Origin of the sequence: Hartmannibacter diazotrophicus, assembly GCF_900231165.1 — a bacterium.
Classification (GTDB): domain Bacteria; phylum Pseudomonadota; class Alphaproteobacteria; order Rhizobiales; family Pleomorphomonadaceae; genus Hartmannibacter; species Hartmannibacter diazotrophicus.
Window position 1 is genome coordinate 2,815,365 of record NZ_LT960614.1, and the last position, 18,999, is coordinate 2,834,363.

An 18,999-nucleotide genomic window follows, 5' to 3' on the forward strand; every position below is an offset into this window, starting at 1 on the left:
CGGATGCCGGACCTTACGCCGTCAGTCCATCACTAGCGCAGGCTGATCTGCGAAGTAGGCAAGTTAAAGAATCGAATCGGCAACGTCAGAAGACGAATTCTTCCTCTTTGGCAAAGCCGGGAAGAAGAGGAGCCGCAGCATTCATCACGATTCGTCCGCTGACATCATCGCCGCTGCGAACATAAAGCATGGCCCGGGCCGAAAGCCCTCGCCCTTCGATCACGAGAAGGCGTCCGCCATCCTTTAACTGATCGGTAATAGTGTCGGGCAGGATTTCGACCGCGCCCTCGACGATGATGACGTCATAAGGCCCTTCGGCCTCGTATCCGGCTGCAAGAGGCCCTTCGACGACGGCCGCGTTGTCGATGCCGAGGTCCTGCAGGGCGGAGGTTGCGAATGCCGCCAGCGCGGCGTCCTCCTCAAGCGCCACGACGGAACTCGCCAGACGTGCAATGACGGCGGTCGAGTAGCCCGTTCCGCAGCCAAGATCGAGGACGACATCGCCCGGCAGGATGTCCGCCGCCTGGATCATCATCGCAAGCACGCGCGGCATCAGCATGGCACGCCCGCTGGCGCCAAGGCTGATCGGCAGATCGGAATAGGCCAGCGCGCGCTGAGCCGAGGGGACGAATTCTTCCCGGGGAATGTCCAGCATGGCGTCGATGATGCGATAGTCGGTCACGTCGCTCGGACGGACCTGTCCATCGACCATTTTCGTGCGGGCAAGATCGCTGTCGGCCATCCTCTGGAATCCCTTGCTGAAATCGCGAGGCCCGCGCTCAGGGGGCGCCGGCTGTCCAGACCTTCCAATATCCGCGATGTCCGGCACTGACAAGCCCGCTGCGGGCGACAGCCGGCATGATCCGGTAACGGACCGTCGGGAGCGAGGACATGAAACCGCGCCAACCGCCCGCAACGGGTCCGATATGGCCACGGGCGGATCAGAAGATGGGCAAAAACGGAAAAGAAGGAATGTTGGACGCGGCGGCCGGCGCAACATGAAGGCCGTTTCGCCCCTCGCCCGACCGAAGGCCTGGACGGTGGCTGGCGTTGCCTCTCTGCGGAAAATTCCGCTCATCTTTCAAAGCGATGAAGATCGCTCGAAGATGGTCGGAGCGGCCGGATTCGAACCGACGACCCCTTGACCCCCAGTCAAGTGCGCTACCAGACTGCGCTACGCTCCGACGCCGCAAAGCCCTATATTTTCCGGCCATCCGATGCAAGCAGGAATTTCGGCCACCGACCGACAAAGTGGAAAGCCCGGCATCCGCGCCATTTTTCGGCGCGGAAGTTCACACGGATGGCCCCTGCCCGTGCACGTCCTTTAGGACGAAAATCAGCGCGTCTGATCCAGCAGGCGCTTGCATTCCAGCAATTCGAACAGCGTCGACTGCAGGCGCCTGATGTCATCGCGGGAAAGCGATCCGCCCGGGCCCTGCGCCGCCTCCCCGGCATGCGCCCCGCCCCTGAGCCTGTCCATGAAGCGGAAGCCGCTTCTTGGCTGCGCCTCCTCCGGCAAGATGCCGGCGGGAAGCGGTTCGTCCGGCAGCACCTCGGCGATAGCCCCGCCAGCGGGACGCGGCGAGTAGGCCTCCGGCGCCGGCGCCGCATGGCCGGACTCGCGGGAGCCGGCGTCGATCTGCGGATAGTCGTCGCGAGAAGACGGTTCGTAGGACGCAACGTCCGCCGGGCGGGCCGCATGCGGGCCGGAAAGGTCGACCGGCCTCACGGCTTCCCGTCCACGCTCGGGTGGCGCCTCATAGTCCTCGTCACCATCGCCGTCGTCATGTGGATACGGGCTCATTGGACCCTGTCCCTGCAACGGAGCGGCACTGGTGGCCTGCAGGACCACCTCGGGAGGAGATCGCCAGATCTCCATGACATAGTGCACGCCCTGTTCCTTCAGGATGCGCTGAACGCCCTTGATCGTAAAGCCCTGCCCGTAAAGGAGATGACGAATGCCCCGCAGCAGGTCGAGGTCGTCCGGGCGGTAATAGCGTCGCCCGCCGCCGCGCTTCAGCGGCTTGATCTGCGAAAAGCGTGTTTCCCAGAACCGCAGCACATGCTGAGGAAGATCGAGTTCCTCGGCAACTTCGCTGATGGTCCGAAAGGCATCGGGTCGCTTCTCCAGGGTCATCTCACGCATCCGTCAACATCGGCGACGCCTGCAGGGGCCAGACAGCAATACCCGTCCCGCCAGAAGGCCATGAGCCGGCACGAATCATCTCACGCTCCACCATCTTGTTAAACGTGGATTATCTATTGAGCGCAATGGGTTAAACAGGAGTTCTACGCCAAACGGCGTCATAGACAATGCCCGCAACGCGGCCATTCATCAAGCGTCTGGCGAGCAAAACTGCAAATTCCCCGGCTTGACATGGAGAATGGCGCCTGGAGATGCAGGCGCGGGACGGCTATCGCCGTCCCGGACGTCGTCAGGATCAGCCTGCGAGCCGTCTGTCATAGGAATCGATCGTCAGTCCTCGGCAGCACCATTGGTGGGCACACCGTTGACGTGGTCCTTCAGGACGTTGCTCGGCTTGAACACAAGCACCCGCCGGGGAAGGATCGGAACCTCCTCGCCGGTTTTTGGATTCCTACCGATCCGCTCCGTCTTCGAGCGCACGTTGAATGTGCCGAACGACGACAGCTTGACCGACTCACCCGTGACGAGACAGTCCGAAATCTCCCTGAGCACCGCTTCCACCAATTCGGCGGACTCGGTACGCGACAATCCGACGTTCTGATAAACAGCCTCGCAAAGATCGGCTCGTGTGACGGTCTTGCCCCCCATTGGCATCACTCTCTTCTTGTTTAAGACACCGTCCGAAGTCAGGATTTAGACTGGGAACGGTATGCCGACATGCCTTTGCGGTCAATATCGTCAAGGAGATAAGTGCCGAAAACCGACTAACTTTCCGCGCTATCCACCGCTCCCGGCCATCAGCCGGACGCAGCGGTGGACGCCGGTCGGTTTTACATGCGCACGATCACCGCGCCCCAGGTGAAGCCACCACCCATGGCTTCAAGGAGAACGACGTCGCCTTTCTTGATCCGTCCGTCACGCACAGCCGTGTCGAGAGCGAGCGGAATGGAGGCGGCGGACGTGTTGCCGTGGCTGTCGACCGTCAGGATCGTCTTGTCTTCGGCAATGCCGAGTTTCTTCGCCGAGGCCTCGATAATGCGGCGGTTTGCCTGGTGGGGAACGAACCAGTCGATGCTCTCGGCGGTTTCCCCGCTCGCCTCGAAGGCATGCTCGATGACATCCGTCACCGCGGCTACCGCGAACTTGTAGACCTCCCGGCCCTCCATCCTGAGATGGCCGACCGTGCCGGTGGATGACGGACCGCCGTCCACATAGAGCTTGTCGCCGTGGCGCCCGTCGGCCCGCAGCTGACAGGTGACGACACCCCGCGTGCCGGCATCGTCCTGCGCCTCCATGACGACCGCACCCGCGCCGTCGCCGAAGAGCACGCACGTTGTGCGGTCGTTCCAGTCGAGGATGCGCGAAAATGTCTCGGCACCGATGACGAGCGCGCGCTTGGCAATGCCGGTCCGCAGCATCGAATCCGCGGTCGTCACGGCATAGACGAAGCCGGAGCAGACGGCCTGCAGATCGAAGGCCGCTCCCTTGGCGATCCCGAGGCGGGCCTGAACCTTGGTTGCCGTCGCCGGAAAGGTGTTGTCCGGCGTCGACGTGGCAAGGATCACCAGATCGATGTCCTCGGCGGCGACACCGGCGGCCTCAAGGGCTTTCAGCGCGGCCTCGACGGCAAGATCGGCGGTCGTCTGTCCGTCCGCAGCCATATGCCGTTCACGAATGCCCGTCCTTTGGACGATCCATTCGTCTGACGTATCGACCATTTTGGACAGGTCGTCGTTGGTGAGCACCCGCTCGGGCAGATAGCTGCCCGTGCCCAGGATCACGGATCTGACCACGCTCAAGACATCCTTTCCTGTTCGGGCTCAAGGCCGCCGAACCTGCCGCGGTGATATTCCTCGAGGCCCTCGCGGATCTTTGCCTGCAGGTCGTTGCGGACCATGTCGTAGGCAAGGTCCAGCGCGCTGGCAAAACCTTCCGCATCGGTACCGCCATGGCTCTTGATGACGATGCCGTTGAGACCGAGGAACACCCCGCCGTTGAGTTTGCGTGGATCGAGCTTCTCGCGCAGCCTGTTGAAGGCACTGCGCGCGAAGAGATAACCGATCCGCGCCATGATGGTCCGGCTCATGGCCGCCCTGAGATAGGAGCCCACCTGCTTGGCGGTGCCCTCGGCCGTCTTGAGCGCGATATTGCCGGCGAAGCCTTCCGTGACCACCACATCGACCTTGCCCTGGCCGATGTCGTCGCCTTCGACGAAGCCGCCATAGGCGATCATCGGCAGGTTGGCCTCGCGCAACATGGCGCCGGCGGTGCGAACCTCGTCGAGGCCCTTCACCTCCTCGACGCCGATGTTGAGCAGACCCACGGTCGGCTTGTCGAGATGGAACAGCGCCCGTGCCATCGCCCCGCCCATGACGGCGAAATCGACCAGTTGCTGCGCGTCGGCGCCGATCGTCGCCCCGACGTCGAGAACGACCGACTCGCCCTTCATGGTCGGCCAGAGCGCCGCGATCGCCGGACGTTCGATGGCGGCCAGCGTACGCAGGCAGAACTTCGACATCGCCATCAGCGCGCCGGTGTTGCCGGCCGAAACGGCGACGGAAGCCTCGCCCGTCTTCACCGCCTCGACACTGCGCCACATGCTGGACTTGCCACGCCCCGAGCGCAGCGCCTGGCTCGGCTTGTCGTCCATGGCGATCGCCACGGCGCAGTGAATGACCGTCGACGACTTGGAAAGCCGGGGCAGGTTCTTCAGCACCTCGGCGATCTTTGCCTCGTCACCGTAGAGCAGGAAGTGAATGTCCGGCCGTCGTGCCAGGATCAGTTCGCAGCCGCCCAGAATGACCGACGGCCCATGGTCGCCGCCCATCGCATCGACGGAAATCTTCATCGGTTGCGCCATGCCGTGCCGTTACCCAGATCCTCAATACGCCTGAACCGACGAGCCCGGCAGAGTCCGCTCCGTCCGTCCTGCTCCGTTCCGCGGGCCGAAACGGCGGGACGTCGCGTCCGCCGCCCGGGCTCGGAGAGCCAAGCCTCGCGAGGCGCCGCGAACATACCCGCTTCCATCCAGGAAACAATAGGCTTGCTGCGGTTCAACTCTTTCGGCTGGCCGGAAAGTGAGCAAAACCGGCAAACCATCGCCGGAGCACGCCCTGCCGCTCAATTCGCCGCGCACACCGGCCTCCCGGCCGGCAGCGGCCGGCGCCTTCATTCGCCCTGCCCCTCGCCCTTCAGGGCCCGGAGCTTGGCAAAGGGCGACTCAGGCTCCTCGTCGCCGGCGTCCTCGATCCGCGGATCGAAGGTTGCCCCCGGCGCCCGCGGATAGGGATCGAGCCCGAGAGCCAGGTGCTCGGCCACGATCTGCCCGACATCGAGATCGCCGGTCTCCAGCGGCTCCGGCGGATCTTCCGTTTCGGGGTCGACCTCGATTTCCTCGCTGACCGTCTCGATCTCGTCAGCGGGCAGAAACCGGATGTCGATCGCCTCGTCCACGGTCTCCTCGACCGGTTCGAGCGTGACGACGCAGGACTGCGTCACCTTGGCGCGAACGCGGCCGGCCACACGCACACCGGTCTTGCAAAACGGTGAGAGAAGCAGTTCGGCCGACAGCGAGTGCACCGCCGGCAGATCGAGATCGCGTGCCAGTGCGGCGCATTCCTCGTCGTTGGCCACAATGTTGACCGCCGTTCCGCGCGCGGGCAGTGCCTGCACATCCACCCTTCGGGAAAACGGAAACCTCTCGCTGCTTGTCATGGCTACCTGCATTCGTTTCCTTGATTGGCGATCAGACCGAGACCTTGACCGGCAGGCTGCCTGAGAGCGCCGAAAGGTCCGGTATCGTCATGTCGTCCAGCGCCTTGGCCTGCTTGAGGACATGACCCGCAAGCCGCTGCGCCGCTTCGGCGCGCTCGTCGAGCGCATCGTAGATATTGCGTTGAAGCGCCTCTGCCAGACCCTCACGATCCTTTGCATTGATGGCCTGATCGTAGACGGTATACCGGCCGAAGAAGGCCTGGGAGATCTTCTTCATGCGCTTTGGGACCGACAGATCGCCGATTCCCATTTCACGGATCGTGCGATCCATGTCGGCGAAAAAGGCTTCCGTCAGGGTCTGCGCCATTGCCTTGTCGCCATCCCCTTCGCGCTGGAGACGGCGAACCACCAGAACGACATGCAGCATCAGCAGGTCAAATCGTCCTTCCACCGTATCGGCCACGGCGAAGTCGGTGTAATAGGCGGGATCGCGGCTTGTGGCCATCACCGCGCCATAGAGACGGTCAACCGTCCCGGACGTGCGTCGGCGGCGCAGCAGTTGAAGAATCATGACCCCTGTCCGATCGATCGAGAGCGGCTTGGAATGGTTGACGATTGCTTTGTGACGTAGCGCAGGCTAGGCAAGTTGCCAAGCAGCGATCCAACAACGGCGCGGTGGAATGAATATCGCGCCCGATCGACGGGCAGGAGACAGATGAAGATGACGTGTGCCTTGCGCTCGACCAGCATCAAGACATCGATCCGGACGGGCGCATTAGTCCTGGGACTGACACTGGCGCTTGGCGCCTGCGGCGCTCCGCCGCTTCAGCATGGTTTCGTCATGCCGGAGAACGGTCTGGAGCAGGTGCCGGTTGGCTCCAGTGAGGAGCAGGTCCTTCTCGTGTTCGGCACGCCCACCACGCAGTCGAGCCTCAACGGCAAGACCTACTACTACATCACCCAGGTGATCGACGAGAATCCGCTGATGGGCCGCTCGATCACGGACCAGCGGGTGCTTGCCATTTATTTCAACGACGACAACACCGTCAGCAGGATCGGGGAATACGGGCTGAAGGACGGCCGCGTGTTCGACTTCATCACCCGCAAGACGCCGACGACCGGCACGGACCTGAACCTCATCAGCCAGATCCTGAACTCCAAGCCCGCGATGCCCTTCTGATCGCGGCGGGTCTTCAAACAAAAACGGCGGCCGGTTTGCCCGGCCGCCTTTTTTTGTTGAGAAAGTGTCTTTCCCTCAATCGGGCGCGCTGGTCTGCAGCGCGAGCGCGTGCAGCACGCCGCCCATGTTGCCCTTGAGGGCATTGTAGACGAGCTGGTGCTGCTGAACGCGGGTCTTGCCGCGGAAACTCTCCGAGACCACGATCGCTGAGTAGTGGTCGCCATCACCGGCCAGATCGCGGATTTCGATCTTGGCGTCCGGAAGAGCAGCCTTGATCAGCTCTTCGATCTCGCGTGCCTGCATCGCCATATCGTCATCCTCCCGACCACTCGATCACTGGCACCGACGGTACCAACTCCTCACAGAGATTAACCCGCCATGAAGCGGGGAAACCAGTCCTCATGCGCTTCGATCATCGATTTCACTGATATGGCGATGTTCTCGCCAACCAACAAGGAATCGCCGCCGGTGGTGCCGATGGCCTCGGCCGCAACGCCGGCCGCTTCTGCCCGTGCCAGCACCGCTTCGGCCTTGTCGGACGGCACCGACAGCAGATAGCGGCCCTGATCCTCGGCAAAGAGCGTCACATGCGGCGCACCCTCCGGCAATGCGACCTTCGCACCGACACCGCGCGCCATCGCCATTTCGGCAAGCGCAATGCCGAGACCGCCGTCGGACAGGTCGTGGCAGGCGCTCACGGTGCCGTCCTGAATGAGGCCGCGCACCAGATCGCCGTTGCGGCGCTCGACGGCCAGATCGACATGCGGCGCCGTTCCGTCCTCACGGCCGAGCACGTCGCGCAGATAGGCGCTCTGGCCCATGTGCCGGCCGTGGCCGCCGATCAGAATCACCGTCTCGCCGGCATTGTGGAAGGCGATGCCGACCCGCTTGGTGACATCCTTCAGGAGGCCGATGCCGGCAATCGCCGGCGTCGGCAGGATCGCCTGGCCGAGGGTCTCGTTGTAGAGCGAGACGTTGCCCGAGACGACCGGGAAGTCGAGCGCCTTGCAGGCCTCGCCGATGCCTTTGATGGCCATCACGAACTGGCCCATGATCTCCGGCTTTTCCGGGTTGCCGAAGTTGAGGTTGTCGGTGATCGCAAGCGGCGTCGCGCCGACGGCGGTGATGTTGCGCCAGCATTCGGCCACGGCCTGCTTGCCGCCCTCGAACGGGTCGGCCTCGCAATAGCGCGGCGAGACGTCCGCCGAGAGCGCAAGACCCTTGTTGCTGTCGTCGACCCGGATCACGCCGGCGTCGCCGCCGGGGATCGTCGCCGAGTTGCCCTGAACGAGCGTATCGTATTGCTCGTAGACCCAGCGGCGCGACGACATGTCCGGGCTGCCGAGGATCGTCAGGAAGGCTCCGGCAAGATCGTTCGGAGCCGGAACATCCTCGGGCGCGACTACCGCAGGTATCTTCGGCTCCACCCACGGACGGTCGTACTCGGGAGCCTGATCGCCGAGATCCTTGATCGGCAGGTCCGCGACGACATCGCCCTGATGCTTGATCCGGAAGCGCAGGTCGTCCGTCGTCACGCCGACGATGGCAAAATCGAGCTCCCACTTGCGGAAGATCGCCTCGGCCTCTTCCTCCTTTTCTGGGCTGAGCACCATGAGCATCCGCTCCTGGCTCTCCGACAGCATCATCTCGTAGGCGCTCATCCGCTCCTCGCGGCAGGGCACCTTGTCGAGATCGAGCTCGATGCCAAGGTCGCCCTTGGCGCCCATCTCCACCGCCGAACAGGTCAGGCCCGCGGCGCCCATGTCCTGGATGGCAATGACCGCGCCGGTCGTCATCAGTTCAAGGCAGGCTTCCAGGAGGCGCTTCTCGGTGAAGGGATCGCCGACCTGCACGGTCGGGCGCTTTTCCTCGATCGTCTCGTCGAATTCGGCCGAGGCCATGGTCGCGCCGCCGACGCCGTCGCGGCCCGTCTTCGCCCCGAGATAGACCACCGGCAGGCCGACACCCTTTGCCTGCGACAGGAAGATGCCGTCCGCCTTGGCGAGGCCTAGCGCGAAGGCGTTGACGAGGCAGTTGCCATTATAGCGCGGGTGGAAATTGACCTCGCCGCCAACCGTCGGCACGCCGAAGGAATTGCCGTAGCCGCCGACACCGGCGACAACGCCGGAGACCACATGGCGGGTCTTCGGATGGTCAGGCTCGCCGAAGCGCAGCGCGTTCATCGCCGCGACCGGCCGGGCACCCATCGTGAAGACGTCGCGCAGGATGCCGCCGACGCCCGTCGCCGCGCCCTGGTAGGGCTCGATATAGGACGGGTGGTTGTGGCTCTCCATCTTGAAGACCGCAACATCGCCGTCGCCGATGTCGACGACGCCCGCGTTCTCGCCCGGTCCGTGCACCACCTGCGGGCCCGTCGTCGGCAGCGTCTTCAACCACTTCTTGGACGACTTGTAGGAGCAGTGCTCGTTCCACATGGCCGAAAAGATGCCGAGTTCGGTCAGCGTCGGTTCGCGTCCGATGAGGTCGAGAATGCGCTCATATTCGTCGGGCTTCAGGCCATGGCTCTTGACGAGGTCGGGCGTGATCGGCGTGTCGTTGGGGATCATGATCGGGTCCGGGCTGGCGCGGGCTTCAAATGTCGGCACTCAGATAAGGGGGATTGACGCGAAATGCGACAGTTTATTGCCGCCACCCAAAGAAGATTCAGATGACGAAAGGCTCCTGGCCGGCAAATCCAAACCGCTGCACAAGCCCGTCCGGCGGCAGACGGCCCGTCGCATGGAAGATGTCCTCGCCCTGCCCGCCCCCTTCGACGGCAACCGTCTCGGTAACCCGCATGATCTGCCGCGCGATCGCCGGCGCCGGATCGATCCATTCGACCGGCCACGGGGCGAGCGCCTTGAGACGGTCGAGCACCAGAGGATAATGGGTGCAGGCCAGCACCACGGTGTCGGTGCGCCGGTCGCCGTCGTCGACGAAGCAGGACATGACCTCGCTGCCGAAGTCGTCATCGGAGATCGTCTCGCCGGCAAATTCCGCCTCCACCAGCGAGGCGAGCCTCTGCGAGCCGACAAGCGTGAAACGGCAGTCCTGTCCGTGGGTTTCGATCAGCTGGCGCGTATAATCCCGCTTCACCGTGCCGGGCGTTGCCAGCACCGAGGCCATCCGGCTGCGGCTTCTCTCCGCCGCCGGTTTCACCGCCGGGACCGTGCCGACAATCGGGATCGTGAAACGGGCCCGAAGGTCGGGCAGCACCAGCGTCGAGGCCGTATTGCAGGCAATGACGATCGCCTGGGGCGCGAACCGCGGCACCGCGACCGTCATCAGTTCGGCGACACGGGCGACGATATCCGCTTCCGGCAGATGGCCGTAGGGAAAGACGGCCGTGTCCGCGAGATAGGTGAGCGCGGCATCCGGCATCGCCTTGCGGATCTCGGCAACGACGGAAAGCCCGCCGAAACCCGAATCGAACACAAGAACCCGGCTGCGCTCCGCCATTGACTCAGTCCTGCTTTTCGCTGTCACCCTTGGGTGCGGACGCGGGCTTGTTGCCCTTCTCGTCGCGCGGTCGAAGATGCCTGCGCTCCAGCGCCGAGATGACACCGCGCAGCGTGCGCACCTCCTGCGCGTTGAGCTCCGCCTTCTGCAGGATCGCGCGCAGGTTCCGCACCATGGTCGGCCGCTTTTCCGGCGGCCGGAAGAAGGTCACGTCGTCAAGCGCACCTTCCAGATGCTCGAAGAGCCCCACCAGTTCGTCCTTGGTGGCCGGCAGGGAACGCTCCGGCGTCTGGAAGGGAATTCCGCCGTCGGCCTCCGAAAAACCGGCCTTGCGCCACTCGTAGGAAATCACCAGCACCGCTTGCGCGATGTTGAGCGAGGCGAACTCCGGATCGACAGGCAGCGTCAGGATCTCGTCGGCCAGCGAGATTTCCTCGTTGTTGAGACCCCAGCGCTCGCGTCCGAACAGAATGCCGACGCGCCCGCCCTGCCCCTCGAACTGGCGCATGGTGGCCGCCGCCTGAACCGGACCGCAGACGCGCTTGGAAAGATCCCGGTCGCGTGCCGTTGTCGCATAGATGAAGGACAGGTCCTTCACGGCCGAGGCGAGGTCGTCATAGACCCGCACCGCGTCGATGACATGATCGGCCCTGCTCGCCGCCGCGCGGGCCTTCTCGTTCGGCCATCCGTCGCGCGGCGTCACGAGGCGCAGGTCGCACAGCCCGAAATTGGCCATCGCCCGGGCAGCCGTGCCGATATTCTCGCCAAGTTGCGGCTCCACGAGAATGATGGCTGGCCGCAGGTCCGCCGCTGCGTCTCCGGCGGTATGCTTTTCTGTTGCTTCGAAATCCTCTGGCACGTGTCCTGCTTTCCTCTGGGCACTGTCCGGCCGCTGCCGGCGCGAACGATCCGCCGGCTACACGTTGCCTCCGCTATATATCGAAGTTGCCGGCGCGGAAATCGGCCCGGCAAGCGAAAAGGAGGATTTCCGTCACGCATCGCGGGTGATATGAAGCGGCATGACCAAGCTTGGCGAGTTTCCGCTTACGTAAACGGAAATATCGATCGATCAATCATGATCGCCGGTGGCTTCATACCATGAGGCGCTTGAGAACGGATCAGTCGTCGGGCCTGGGCTTTCGTGCACGACCTTTAACGGGGACCAATTTATGACCAAGATCAAGGTGGCAAACCCGGTCGTCGAACTCGACGGCGACGAGATGACCCGGATCATCTGGCAGTTCATCAAGGACAAGCTGATCCATCCCTATCTCGACATCGACCTGGAGTATTACGACCTGAGCGTCGAGAACCGCGACGCCACCGACGACCAGGTCACGATCGACGCCGCCAACGCCATCAAGCGCGTCGGTGTCGGCGTCAAGTGCGCCACGATCACGCCCGACGAGGCGCGCGTCGAGGAATTCAATCTGAAGAAGATGTGGCGTTCGCCGAACGGCACCATCCGCAACATCCTCGGCGGCGTCATCTTCCGTGAGCCGATCATTGCCAAGAACGTGCCGCGCCTCGTGCCGGGCTGGACGCAGCCGATCATCGTCGGCCGTCATGCCTTCGGCGACCAGTATCGCGCGACCGATTTCAAGGTGCCCGGCAAGGGCAAGCTGACGATCAAGTTCGTCGGCGAGGACGGCACGACCATCGAGCACGAGGTCTATGACTTCCCCGGCGCCGGCGTCGCCATGGCGATGTACAACCTTGACGATTCGATCCGCGAATTCGCCCGCGCCTCGCTGAACTACGGCCTGATGCGCAACTATCCGGTCTATCTGTCGACCAAGAACACGATCCTCAAGGCCTATGACGGCCGCTTCAAGGATCTCTTCCAGGAAGTCTACGACACCGAGTTCAAGGCAGAGTTCGAGAAGCGCAAGCTGACCTACGAGCACCGCCTGATCGACGACATGGTCGCCTCGGCGCTGAAGTGGTCCGGCGGCTATGTCTGGGCCTGCAAGAACTACGACGGCGACGTGCAGTCGGACATCGTCGCCCAGGGCTTCGGCTCGCTCGGCCTGATGACCTCGGTGCTGATGACGCCGGACGGCAAGACGGTGGAGGCGGAAGCCGCCCACGGCACCGTCACCCGCCACTACCGCATGCACCAGCAGGGCAAGGAGACCTCGACCAACTCCATCGCCTCGATCTTCGCCTGGACGCGCGGTCTTGCCCATCGCGCCAAGCTCGACGACAACGCCGAACTCGCGCGTTTCGCCGACACGCTGGAGAAGGTCTGCGTCGACACGGTCGAGGCCGGCTTCATGACCAAGGATCTGGCGCTCCTCGTCGGCGCTGATCAGGGCTGGCTGTCGACCGCGGGCTTCCTGGAGAAGATCGCCTCCAACCTCGAAACCGCCATGGGCGAGTGGAAGTAAGGCAATCGGTGCTCCCTCATTGAGGGCAGCCAGAGCATCGCAAAGCGGCGGAAGCAATTCCGCCGCTTTTTTTGTTTGGACGAGCGAGAGGACAAGCGACCAGCGGGCCTAAGAACGCCGCTCCGGGTCATTCTCCAGAACGATCGGCCGGCCGTGCGGCGTCGCTTCGGCGGCGCGCTGCCAACTTTTCTGCAGGTCCAGGATGCCGGCCTCGGCGGCGATGTCCTTGGCGCCCAGCAAATCACACAGTGCCTGGACCCAGGCATCAAAATAGTCAGACCCGTCCTCCGCCCGGCCCTCCTCATGCAGCCGCGCCGAAAGCGCCGCCGCCCATTCGCCCCAGGAAAAGAGCCCCGTTTCGTGAAGTTGCACGGCGAGCGCGAAGGCATGCGCCTGCCATGGCTCGGCAAAAGCCGGATCGCCTTCGGCCGACTTCGGCAGGCCGGGAGACGCGGCAAGCGGCGCACGCGCCTCACACCGGCTCAAGATAGCTCTCCCAGGCATCGATGGAGATCATGAGCGAGGGATCGGCCCCCTCGCCCCAGATTTCCGCCCCCGTGAAGGTGACAAGATAGACCCATTGCGGGTCCTCGCCGCGTCCGTGGGCATTGTCGTCGGGGAAAACGAAGGAGCCCTGCACGGCTTCGACCACACCAACGCGGCCGCGGGCATAGCGCGGCAGCCGGGTATGGCCGGTGGGGTGAAAATTGCGCGCGCGAACCCGGTCGCCGACAGAAAACCTGGGCATCGTTTCTGCGGGCCGGTCGCATGGTCCGCCCTTCGCGAGAACGGTCGCGACCTGATCGGCTGTCAGCACGCGCGCCGGGCGAGCGCCTGCCTGCCGGCTATGTCCGTCGGCCAGTTCTTCGGCCGTGACAAAGCCGTGCCGCTCGAGCAGCACCTCAAGGGCACGGATCCAGATCTCATAATAGCTTGCGGACAGATAGGCCACTGGCGGAATGCACTCACGCGCATGCCGGCTCTCGTCGATGGTCCATGCGCCCATGGCCCCGCCGGAAAGCGTCAGCCCCAGCGCCCGTTTTTCCCAGTCGGCATGGAAAGAGGGCTCGTCCGGTTCCGGTGCGACCGGGCCAAACCCCATCTGGCCACCGAGGTCATGGGGGCCATTCACGACCGATCCTCCGGGGCCAGAGCAAGGCCCGTCCCGATCATCGAGTCGCGCGTGACGAGATCGGCAAGGGCGTCCTCGTCAAAGCCAGCCGTACCTACCGGACGCTCCGGCACGACGAGATAGCGCAGTTCCGCCGTTGAATCGAGCACGCGGATCGTCTTGTCAGCGGGCAGCTCCACGCCAAATTCCACCAGCACGCCGCGCGGATCGATCACGGCGCGCGAGCGATAGGCCGGCGCCTTGTACCAGACCGGAGGCAAGCCAAGCACGGCCCAAGGATAGCAGGAGCACAGCGTGCAGACGACGAGATGGTGGGTGTCGGGCGTGTTGAACACCGCCCGCATATGCTCGCCCTGCCGGCCGGTATAGCCGAGACTTGCGATCGCGGCAGTCGCGTCCTGCTTGAGCCATTCGGCAAATTCGGGATCGGCCCACGCCTTGGCAACGACCCGCGCGCCGTTTCGCGGGCCGACCCGGGTCTCATACGTCTCGACGATCGCATCGAGGGCCGCCGGATCGACCAGGTCTTTTTCCGTCAGCAGAGTTTCAAGGGCGCGAACACGCGCTTCCATGTCGGAATAGCGGTTGTCGTGATGATGCCCATGATCGTGCATGTGCTCATGCTCGCGATGATCGTCCGGCATCACGCCCTCTTTGCAGGTATGTCGTTCCGGCGCCGCCATCACGCCGGAACCGGAAACCGGCAGCAGCAACGCACCGGGATGGCAGACGAGCCTAGGAGTTCGAGAGCCGCGGCATCCGGAGGCTGAACCGCGTCATGCCTCCGAAACCGCGACCACAAACCGTGATCGAGCCGCCATTGCTCGCCCGGTGGAACGCCCCGTCAGACAGCAGCCGGAGCCAGCAACCCCTTCTCGATCGTCTCGATGGCGGCCTGCGCCTTGGAACCGTCCGGCCCGCCGGCCTGCGCCATGTCCGGCCGGCCACCGCCGCCCTTGCCGCCAAGCGCTTCGGCGGCGGCGCGCACGAGATCGACCGCACTGATCCGATCCTTCAGATCGTCCGTCACGCCGACGACGACACCCGCCTTGCCATCCTCGGCAACGCCGATCATCGCAACGACACCCGAGCCGATCTGCTTCTTGCCCTCGTCGACGAGCCCTTTCAGGTCCTTGGGCGAAATCCCCTCGGCCACCTTGCCGAGGAACTTCACGCCTCCGACGTCCTTGATCTCGTCGCCGCCGGCACTGCCGCCCATGGCGAGCTTCTTGCGCGTCTCGGCAAGATCGCGCTCCAGTTTGCGCCGCTCCTCGATGAGCGCCTGGACCCGGTCGAGCGCATCGGACACCGGCACCTTCAATGCGGACGCAATGTCCTTCAGCCGCTTTTCCTGATCCGTCAGGTAGCGCCGCGCGGTTGCGCCGGTCAGCGCTTCGATACGGCGGACACCCGCCGCCACCGCGCCTTCCTGAACGACCCGAACCAGACCGATCTCGCCCGTCCGCCCAACGTGAATGCCGCCGCAGAGCTCCACCGAATAGGGCTTGCCGGCCTTCTCGCCTTCGATGGCCGTGCCCATCGAAACGACTCGGACCTCGTCGCCATATTTTTCACCGAAGAGCGCCATGGCGCCCTCGGAAATGGCATCGTCCACCGCCATCAGGCGCGTCGACACCGGCGCATCCTGCAAGATGATCCCGTTGGCGAGCGCCTCGATGGTCTCGATCTGCTCTGGCGTCACGGGCATGGTGTGTGAAAAGTCGAAGCGAAGTCGCTCCGGCGTCACCAGTGAACCCTTCTGCGCCACATGGGTGCCGAGCACTTCCCGCAGAGCTTCATGCAGCAGATGCGTCGCCGAATGGTTGCTGCTGATCGCACCGCGTCGACCCGCGTCAACCACCATCTCGACCTCGGCGCCGACCTCCAGCGTCCCGTCCTCGACAACGCCATAGTGAACGAAGAGGCCGCCGGCCTTCTTCTGCGTATCGCTCACCTTGAAGCGACCGCCGGACCAGCGGATCTCGCCCGTGTCTCCGACCTGACCGCCACTCTCTCCGTAGAACGGCGTCTGGTTGACGATGACACAGCCTTCCGCGCCAGCCTTGAGAGCCGCAGCCTCGACGCCATCGGCCACGAGAGCCACAACGCTGGCAACCGTTCTGGCCGCAGAATACCCCAGAAATTCGGTAGCTCCAACCTTCTCGCGAAGGCCGAACCAGACAGCTTCCGTCGCCGCCTCGCCGGAACCTGCCCAATTCGCCCGCGCTTCGGCGCGCTGGCGCTCCATCGCCGTCTCGAACCCGGATCGGTCGACGCCGATACCGCGCGCCTTCAGCGCGTCCTCGGTGAGGTCATAGGGGAAGCCATAGGTGTCGTAGAGCTTGAACGCCGTCTCGCCATCGAGATTGTCGCCCTTCTCCAGCGACGTCGTTGCCTCGTCGAGCAGCGACAGACCGCGCGCCAGAGTCTTGCGGAACCGCGCCTCCTCCAGCCGCAGCGTCTCGGTGATCAGCGACTGCGCCCGGATCAGTTCCGGATAGGCCTGCCCCATCTCGTGAGCGAGCGTGCCAACGAGGCGGTACAGCAAAGGCTCTTCGGAGCCCAGCAGATGCGCATGGCGCATGGCGCGCCGCATGATCCGGCGAAGGACATAGCCGCGACCCTCGTTCGACGGCAGCACGCCATCGGCGATCAGGAAGCTGGAAGCACGCAGGTGATCGGCGATGATCCGGTGGCTCGCCACCGTCTCCGGCGTGGACCCAACACCCGTCGCCTCCTCCGAGGCATGGATCAGCGCCTTGAAGAGATCGATGTCGTAGTTGTTGTGGACGCCCTGCAGGACGGCGGCGATCCGCTCCAGCCCCATGCCGGTGTCGATCGACGGGCGCGGCAGGTCGAGGCGCGGGCCGCCGGCAATCTGCTCATACTGCATGAAGACGAGATTCCAGATCTCGATGAAGCGATCGCCATCCTCATCGGGCGAACCGGGCGGGCCGCCGGGAATGCCCTCGCCATGATCGTAGAAGATTTCCGAGCAGGGGCCGCAAGGCCCGCTGTCGCCCATGGCCCAGAAATTGTCGGAGGTTCCGATCCGGATGATCCGCTGGTCCGGCAGGCCCGCGATCTTCTTCCAGAAGGTCGCAGCCTCCTCGTCTTCCGAATAGACCGTGACCAGCAGCTTTTCTTCCGGCAGCCCGAATTCCTTGGTCACAAGCTTCCAGGCAAGCTCGATCGCATTCTCCTTGAAATAGTCGCCGAAGGAGAAATTTCCCAGCATTTCAAAGAAGGTGTGATGGCGAGCGGTATAGCCGACGTTGTCGAGGTCGTTGTGCTTGCCGCCGGCGCGCACGCACTTCTGCGACGTGGTCGCCGTGGAATACGGCAGCTTTTCAAGACCGGTGAAGACGTTCTTGAACTGCACCATGCCCGCGTTGGTGAACATCAGGGTCGGGTCGTTACGCGGCACGAGCGGACCTGACGCAACGACCTCATGGCCGTTGCGCGCGAAATACTCAAGGAATGTGGACCGGATCTCGTTGACGCCACTCATGGCAGACTTCACCCATAACCAGAAAAAAGGTCGGGCGCAGGGACTGTGCCACGACGAAGAGTTCATGGGTTTTAAACGGGCAACCGCTCACCTGTCCACAAGAGCAGTCACGGAAACGCAACGATCCGCAAAAGACGCTGAACGCCGATGGCGGCGACGGGCAAATTCAAGAGACCAAGCCCGCCGCAGCCGCCGCACGATCGACCGGAGGCTCAGGCCTCCATGTCGTCGCCGTCATCCTCGGGCTCGCCCTTGAGAATCTCGTCCGCGATCACCCCGGCATTCTGGCGGATCGCAAGTTCGATCTCGTCGGCGACTTCCGGGTTCTCCTTGAGGAACAGCTTGGCATTCTCGCGGCCCTGGCCGAGACGCTGGCTGTTATAGGAGAACCAGGCGCCGGACTTTTCAACGATGCCAGCCTTGACGCCAAGGTCGACGAGTTCGCCCGTCTTGGAAACACCCTCGCCATACATGATGTCGAACTCGACTTCCCTGAAGGGCGGCGCGAGCTTGTTCTTGACCACCTTCACGCGGGTCTGGTTGCCGACCATCTCATCGCGCGCCTTGATGGCGCCGATGCGACGGATGTCGAGACGCACGGAGGCATAGAACTTCAACGCATTGCCGCCCGTCGTCGTTTCCGGGCTGCCGAACATCACACCGATCTTCATGCGGATCTGGTTGATGAAGATTACCATCGTCTTCGACTTGGAGATCGAAGCGGTGAGCTTGCGCAGCGCCTGGCTCATCAGCCGCGCCTGCATGCCTGGCAGCGAGTCGCCCATTTCGCCCTCGAGTTCGGCCCGCGGCGTCAGCGCCGCAACCGAATCGATGACCAGAACGTCGATCGCACCGGAACGCACCAGCGTGTCGCAGATCTCAAGCGCCTGTTCGCCGGCGTCGGGCTGCGAGATCAGCAGGTCGTCGAGATTGACGCCGAGCTTGCGCGCATAGACCGGATCGAGCGCATGTTCCGCGTCGATGAAGGCGCAAACGCCGCCCTTCTTCTGAGCCTCGGCGACGGTATGCAGGGCCAGCGTCGTCTTGCCTGACGATTCCGGTCCATAGATTTCCACGATACGCCCGCGCGGCAGGCCGCCGATGCCGAGAGCGATGTCGAGCCCGAGGGAACCGGTCGGAACGGCCTCGACTTCGACGACCTGGCCCTGGCCGAGCCGCATGATGGAGCCCTTGCCGAACGCGCGCTCGATCTGGGAGAGCGCCGCGTCAAGCGCCTTGGTCTTGTCCATTGAACTTCCCTCGACGAGGCGGAGTGAGTTCTGCGCCATTGAATGGGCTCCTTATTTCACGGGCGATCATGCGTTGCAATTGCCGTTAATGTACATGTTTTGTTCCATATAACAAGAGCCCAACCAACAAAATGGAATCATTAAGGGAATTTTGCTGTGTTCCATATTTGTTTCGGGCGACCTACACCGGATGTATCCCGTTGAGACATGTAAGGGC

Annotated in this window: 18 protein-coding genes and 1 tRNA gene; 2 read left to right on the plus strand and 17 right to left on the minus strand. The window is 63.8% G+C overall.

Annotated features, from left to right (window positions below; translation table 11 throughout):
• Positions 1-85 precede the first annotated feature (85 nt).
• The 8 genes from HDIA_RS13230 to HDIA_RS13265 all read right to left on the minus strand — a co-directional run bounded on the left by HDIA_RS13230 (position 86) and on the right by HDIA_RS13265 (position 6,431).
• The gene (locus HDIA_RS13230) at positions 86-742 is read right to left on the minus strand and encodes a protein-L-isoaspartate O-methyltransferase family protein (RefSeq protein ID WP_099556594.1); all 657 of its coding nucleotides are present in this window, start codon (positions 740-742) and stop codon (positions 86-88) included.
• A gap of 365 nt (positions 743-1,107) precedes the next feature.
• A tRNA-Pro gene (locus tag HDIA_RS13235) sits at positions 1,108-1,184 on the minus strand.
• Positions 1,185-1,336: 152 nt separating this feature from the next.
• Positions 1,337-2,131, minus strand: a complete 795-nt coding sequence (locus tag HDIA_RS26045; protein WP_099558885.1) for a MerR family transcriptional regulator — start codon at positions 2,129-2,131, stop codon at positions 1,337-1,339.
• A gap of 345 nt (positions 2,132-2,476) precedes the next feature.
• A complete protein-coding gene (locus HDIA_RS13245) occupies positions 2,477-2,794 on the minus strand; it encodes an integration host factor subunit alpha (RefSeq protein ID WP_099556595.1) in 318 nt (105 codons plus the stop codon).
• Positions 2,795-2,976: 182 nt separating this feature from the next.
• Positions 2,977-3,939 carry a beta-ketoacyl-ACP synthase III gene (locus HDIA_RS13250; protein ID WP_099558886.1) on the minus strand — a complete coding sequence of 321 codons (963 nt, stop codon included), beginning with the start codon at positions 3,937-3,939 and terminating at the stop codon, positions 2,977-2,979.
• Between the two features lie 2 nt (positions 3,940-3,941).
• Complete coding sequence (gene plsX, locus HDIA_RS13255) at positions 3,942-5,006, minus strand: phosphate acyltransferase PlsX (RefSeq protein ID WP_099556596.1); 1,065 nt, start codon at positions 5,004-5,006, stop codon at positions 3,942-3,944.
• Positions 5,007-5,314: 308 nt separating this feature from the next.
• A complete protein-coding gene (locus HDIA_RS13260; protein ID WP_245883864.1) occupies positions 5,315-5,818 on the minus strand; it encodes a YceD family protein in 504 nt (167 codons plus the stop codon).
• Positions 5,819-5,891: 73 nt separating this feature from the next.
• On the minus strand, positions 5,892-6,431 hold the full coding sequence (locus HDIA_RS13265) for a ubiquinol-cytochrome C chaperone family protein (RefSeq protein WP_099556598.1): 540 nt from the start codon (positions 6,429-6,431) through the stop codon (positions 5,892-5,894).
• Positions 6,432-6,575: 144 nt separating this feature from the next.
• Between HDIA_RS13265 and HDIA_RS13270 the strand changes: the two genes are divergently transcribed.
• Positions 6,576-7,040, plus strand: coding sequence for an outer membrane protein assembly factor BamE (locus tag HDIA_RS13270; protein WP_099556599.1), 465 nt, complete (start codon positions 6,576-6,578; stop codon positions 7,038-7,040).
• A gap of 75 nt (positions 7,041-7,115) precedes the next feature.
• Here the strand turns inward: HDIA_RS13270 and HDIA_RS13275 are convergent, their stop codons facing one another.
• From HDIA_RS13275 to HDIA_RS13290, 4 genes are all read right to left on the minus strand, one after another.
• On the minus strand, positions 7,116-7,349 hold the full coding sequence (locus HDIA_RS13275) for a BolA family protein (protein WP_099556600.1): 234 nt from the start codon (positions 7,347-7,349) through the stop codon (positions 7,116-7,118).
• A gap of 59 nt (positions 7,350-7,408) precedes the next feature.
• Entirely contained in the window at positions 7,409-9,607 is a 2,199-nt protein-coding gene (gene purL, locus HDIA_RS13280) for a phosphoribosylformylglycinamidine synthase subunit PurL (RefSeq protein WP_099558887.1), read from the minus strand.
• A 97-nt stretch (positions 9,608-9,704) separates the two neighbouring features.
• The gene (murI, locus tag HDIA_RS13285; protein ID WP_099556601.1) at positions 9,705-10,499 is read right to left on the minus strand and encodes a glutamate racemase; all 795 of its coding nucleotides are present in this window, start codon (positions 10,497-10,499) and stop codon (positions 9,705-9,707) included.
• 4 nt (positions 10,500-10,503) lie between these two features.
• Positions 10,504-11,301, minus strand: a complete 798-nt coding sequence (locus HDIA_RS13290; RefSeq protein ID WP_099558888.1) for an RNA methyltransferase — start codon at positions 11,299-11,301, stop codon at positions 10,504-10,506.
• Positions 11,302-11,668: 367 nt separating this feature from the next.
• On the opposite strand from HDIA_RS13290, the gene HDIA_RS13295 reads away from it, so the two are divergent.
• Entirely contained in the window at positions 11,669-12,889 is a 1,221-nt protein-coding gene (locus HDIA_RS13295) for an NADP-dependent isocitrate dehydrogenase (RefSeq protein WP_099556602.1), read from the plus strand.
• A 108-nt stretch (positions 12,890-12,997) separates the two neighbouring features.
• On the opposite strand, the gene HDIA_RS13300 is transcribed toward HDIA_RS13295, so the two are convergent.
• The 5 genes from HDIA_RS13300 to recA all read right to left on the minus strand — a co-directional run bounded on the left by HDIA_RS13300 (position 12,998) and on the right by recA (position 18,821).
• Positions 12,998-13,375, minus strand: a complete 378-nt coding sequence (locus HDIA_RS13300) for a nitrile hydratase accessory protein (protein ID WP_099556603.1) — start codon at positions 13,373-13,375, stop codon at positions 12,998-13,000.
• Complete coding sequence (gene nthB, locus HDIA_RS13305; protein ID WP_099556604.1) at positions 13,362-14,021, minus strand: nitrile hydratase subunit beta; 660 nt, start codon at positions 14,019-14,021, stop codon at positions 13,362-13,364. Before nthB ends, HDIA_RS13300 begins: the two co-directional genes overlap by 14 nt.
• On the minus strand, positions 14,018-14,665 hold the full coding sequence (gene nthA / locus HDIA_RS13310) for a nitrile hydratase subunit alpha (RefSeq protein WP_162292644.1): 648 nt from the start codon (positions 14,663-14,665) through the stop codon (positions 14,018-14,020). The genes nthB and nthA overlap by 4 nt, the downstream gene beginning before the upstream one ends.
• Before the next feature lie 200 nt (positions 14,666-14,865).
• Positions 14,866-17,532, minus strand: coding sequence for an alanine--tRNA ligase (gene alaS, locus HDIA_RS13315; RefSeq protein WP_099556605.1), 2,667 nt, complete (start codon positions 17,530-17,532; stop codon positions 14,866-14,868).
• 212 nt (positions 17,533-17,744) lie between these two features.
• Complete coding sequence (gene recA, locus HDIA_RS13320) at positions 17,745-18,821, minus strand: recombinase RecA (protein ID WP_099556606.1); 1,077 nt, start codon at positions 18,819-18,821, stop codon at positions 17,745-17,747.
• Positions 18,822-18,999: the final 178 nt, after the last annotated feature.

Excerpts from the sequence above, each read along its gene's own strand:
- HDIA_RS13230 (WP_099556594.1), bottom strand. The coding sequence starts at position 742 with ATGGCCGACAGCGATCTTGCCCGCACGAAAATGGTCGATGGACAGGTC.
- HDIA_RS13245 (WP_099556595.1), bottom strand. The coding sequence starts at position 2,794 with ATGGGGGGCAAGACCGTCACACGAGCCGATCTTTGCGAGGCTGTTTAT.
- plsX (WP_099556596.1), bottom strand. The coding sequence starts at position 5,006 with ATGGCGCAACCGATGAAGATTTCCGTCGATGCGATGGGCGGCGACCAT.
- HDIA_RS13265 (WP_099556598.1), bottom strand. The coding sequence starts at position 6,431 with ATGATTCTTCAACTGCTGCGCCGCCGACGCACGTCCGGGACGGTTGAC.
- HDIA_RS13270 (WP_099556599.1), top strand. The coding sequence starts at position 6,576 with ATGAAGATGACGTGTGCCTTGCGCTCGACCAGCATCAAGACATCGATC.
- HDIA_RS13275 (WP_099556600.1), bottom strand. The coding sequence starts at position 7,349 with ATGGCGATGCAGGCACGCGAGATCGAAGAGCTGATCAAGGCTGCTCTT.
- purL (WP_099558887.1), bottom strand. The coding sequence starts at position 9,607 with ATGATCCCCAACGACACGCCGATCACGCCCGACCTCGTCAAGAGCCAT.
- murI (WP_099556601.1), bottom strand. The coding sequence starts at position 10,499 with ATGGCGGAGCGCAGCCGGGTTCTTGTGTTCGATTCGGGTTTCGGCGGG.
- HDIA_RS13295 (WP_099556602.1), top strand. The coding sequence starts at position 11,669 with ATGACCAAGATCAAGGTGGCAAACCCGGTCGTCGAACTCGACGGCGAC.
- nthA (WP_162292644.1), bottom strand. The coding sequence starts at position 14,665 with ATGCCGGACGATCATCGCGAGCATGAGCACATGCACGATCATGGGCAT.
- alaS (WP_099556605.1), bottom strand. The coding sequence starts at position 17,532 with ATGAGTGGCGTCAACGAGATCCGGTCCACATTCCTTGAGTATTTCGCG.
- recA (WP_099556606.1), bottom strand. The coding sequence starts at position 18,821 with ATGGCGCAGAACTCACTCCGCCTCGTCGAGGGAAGTTCAATGGACAAG.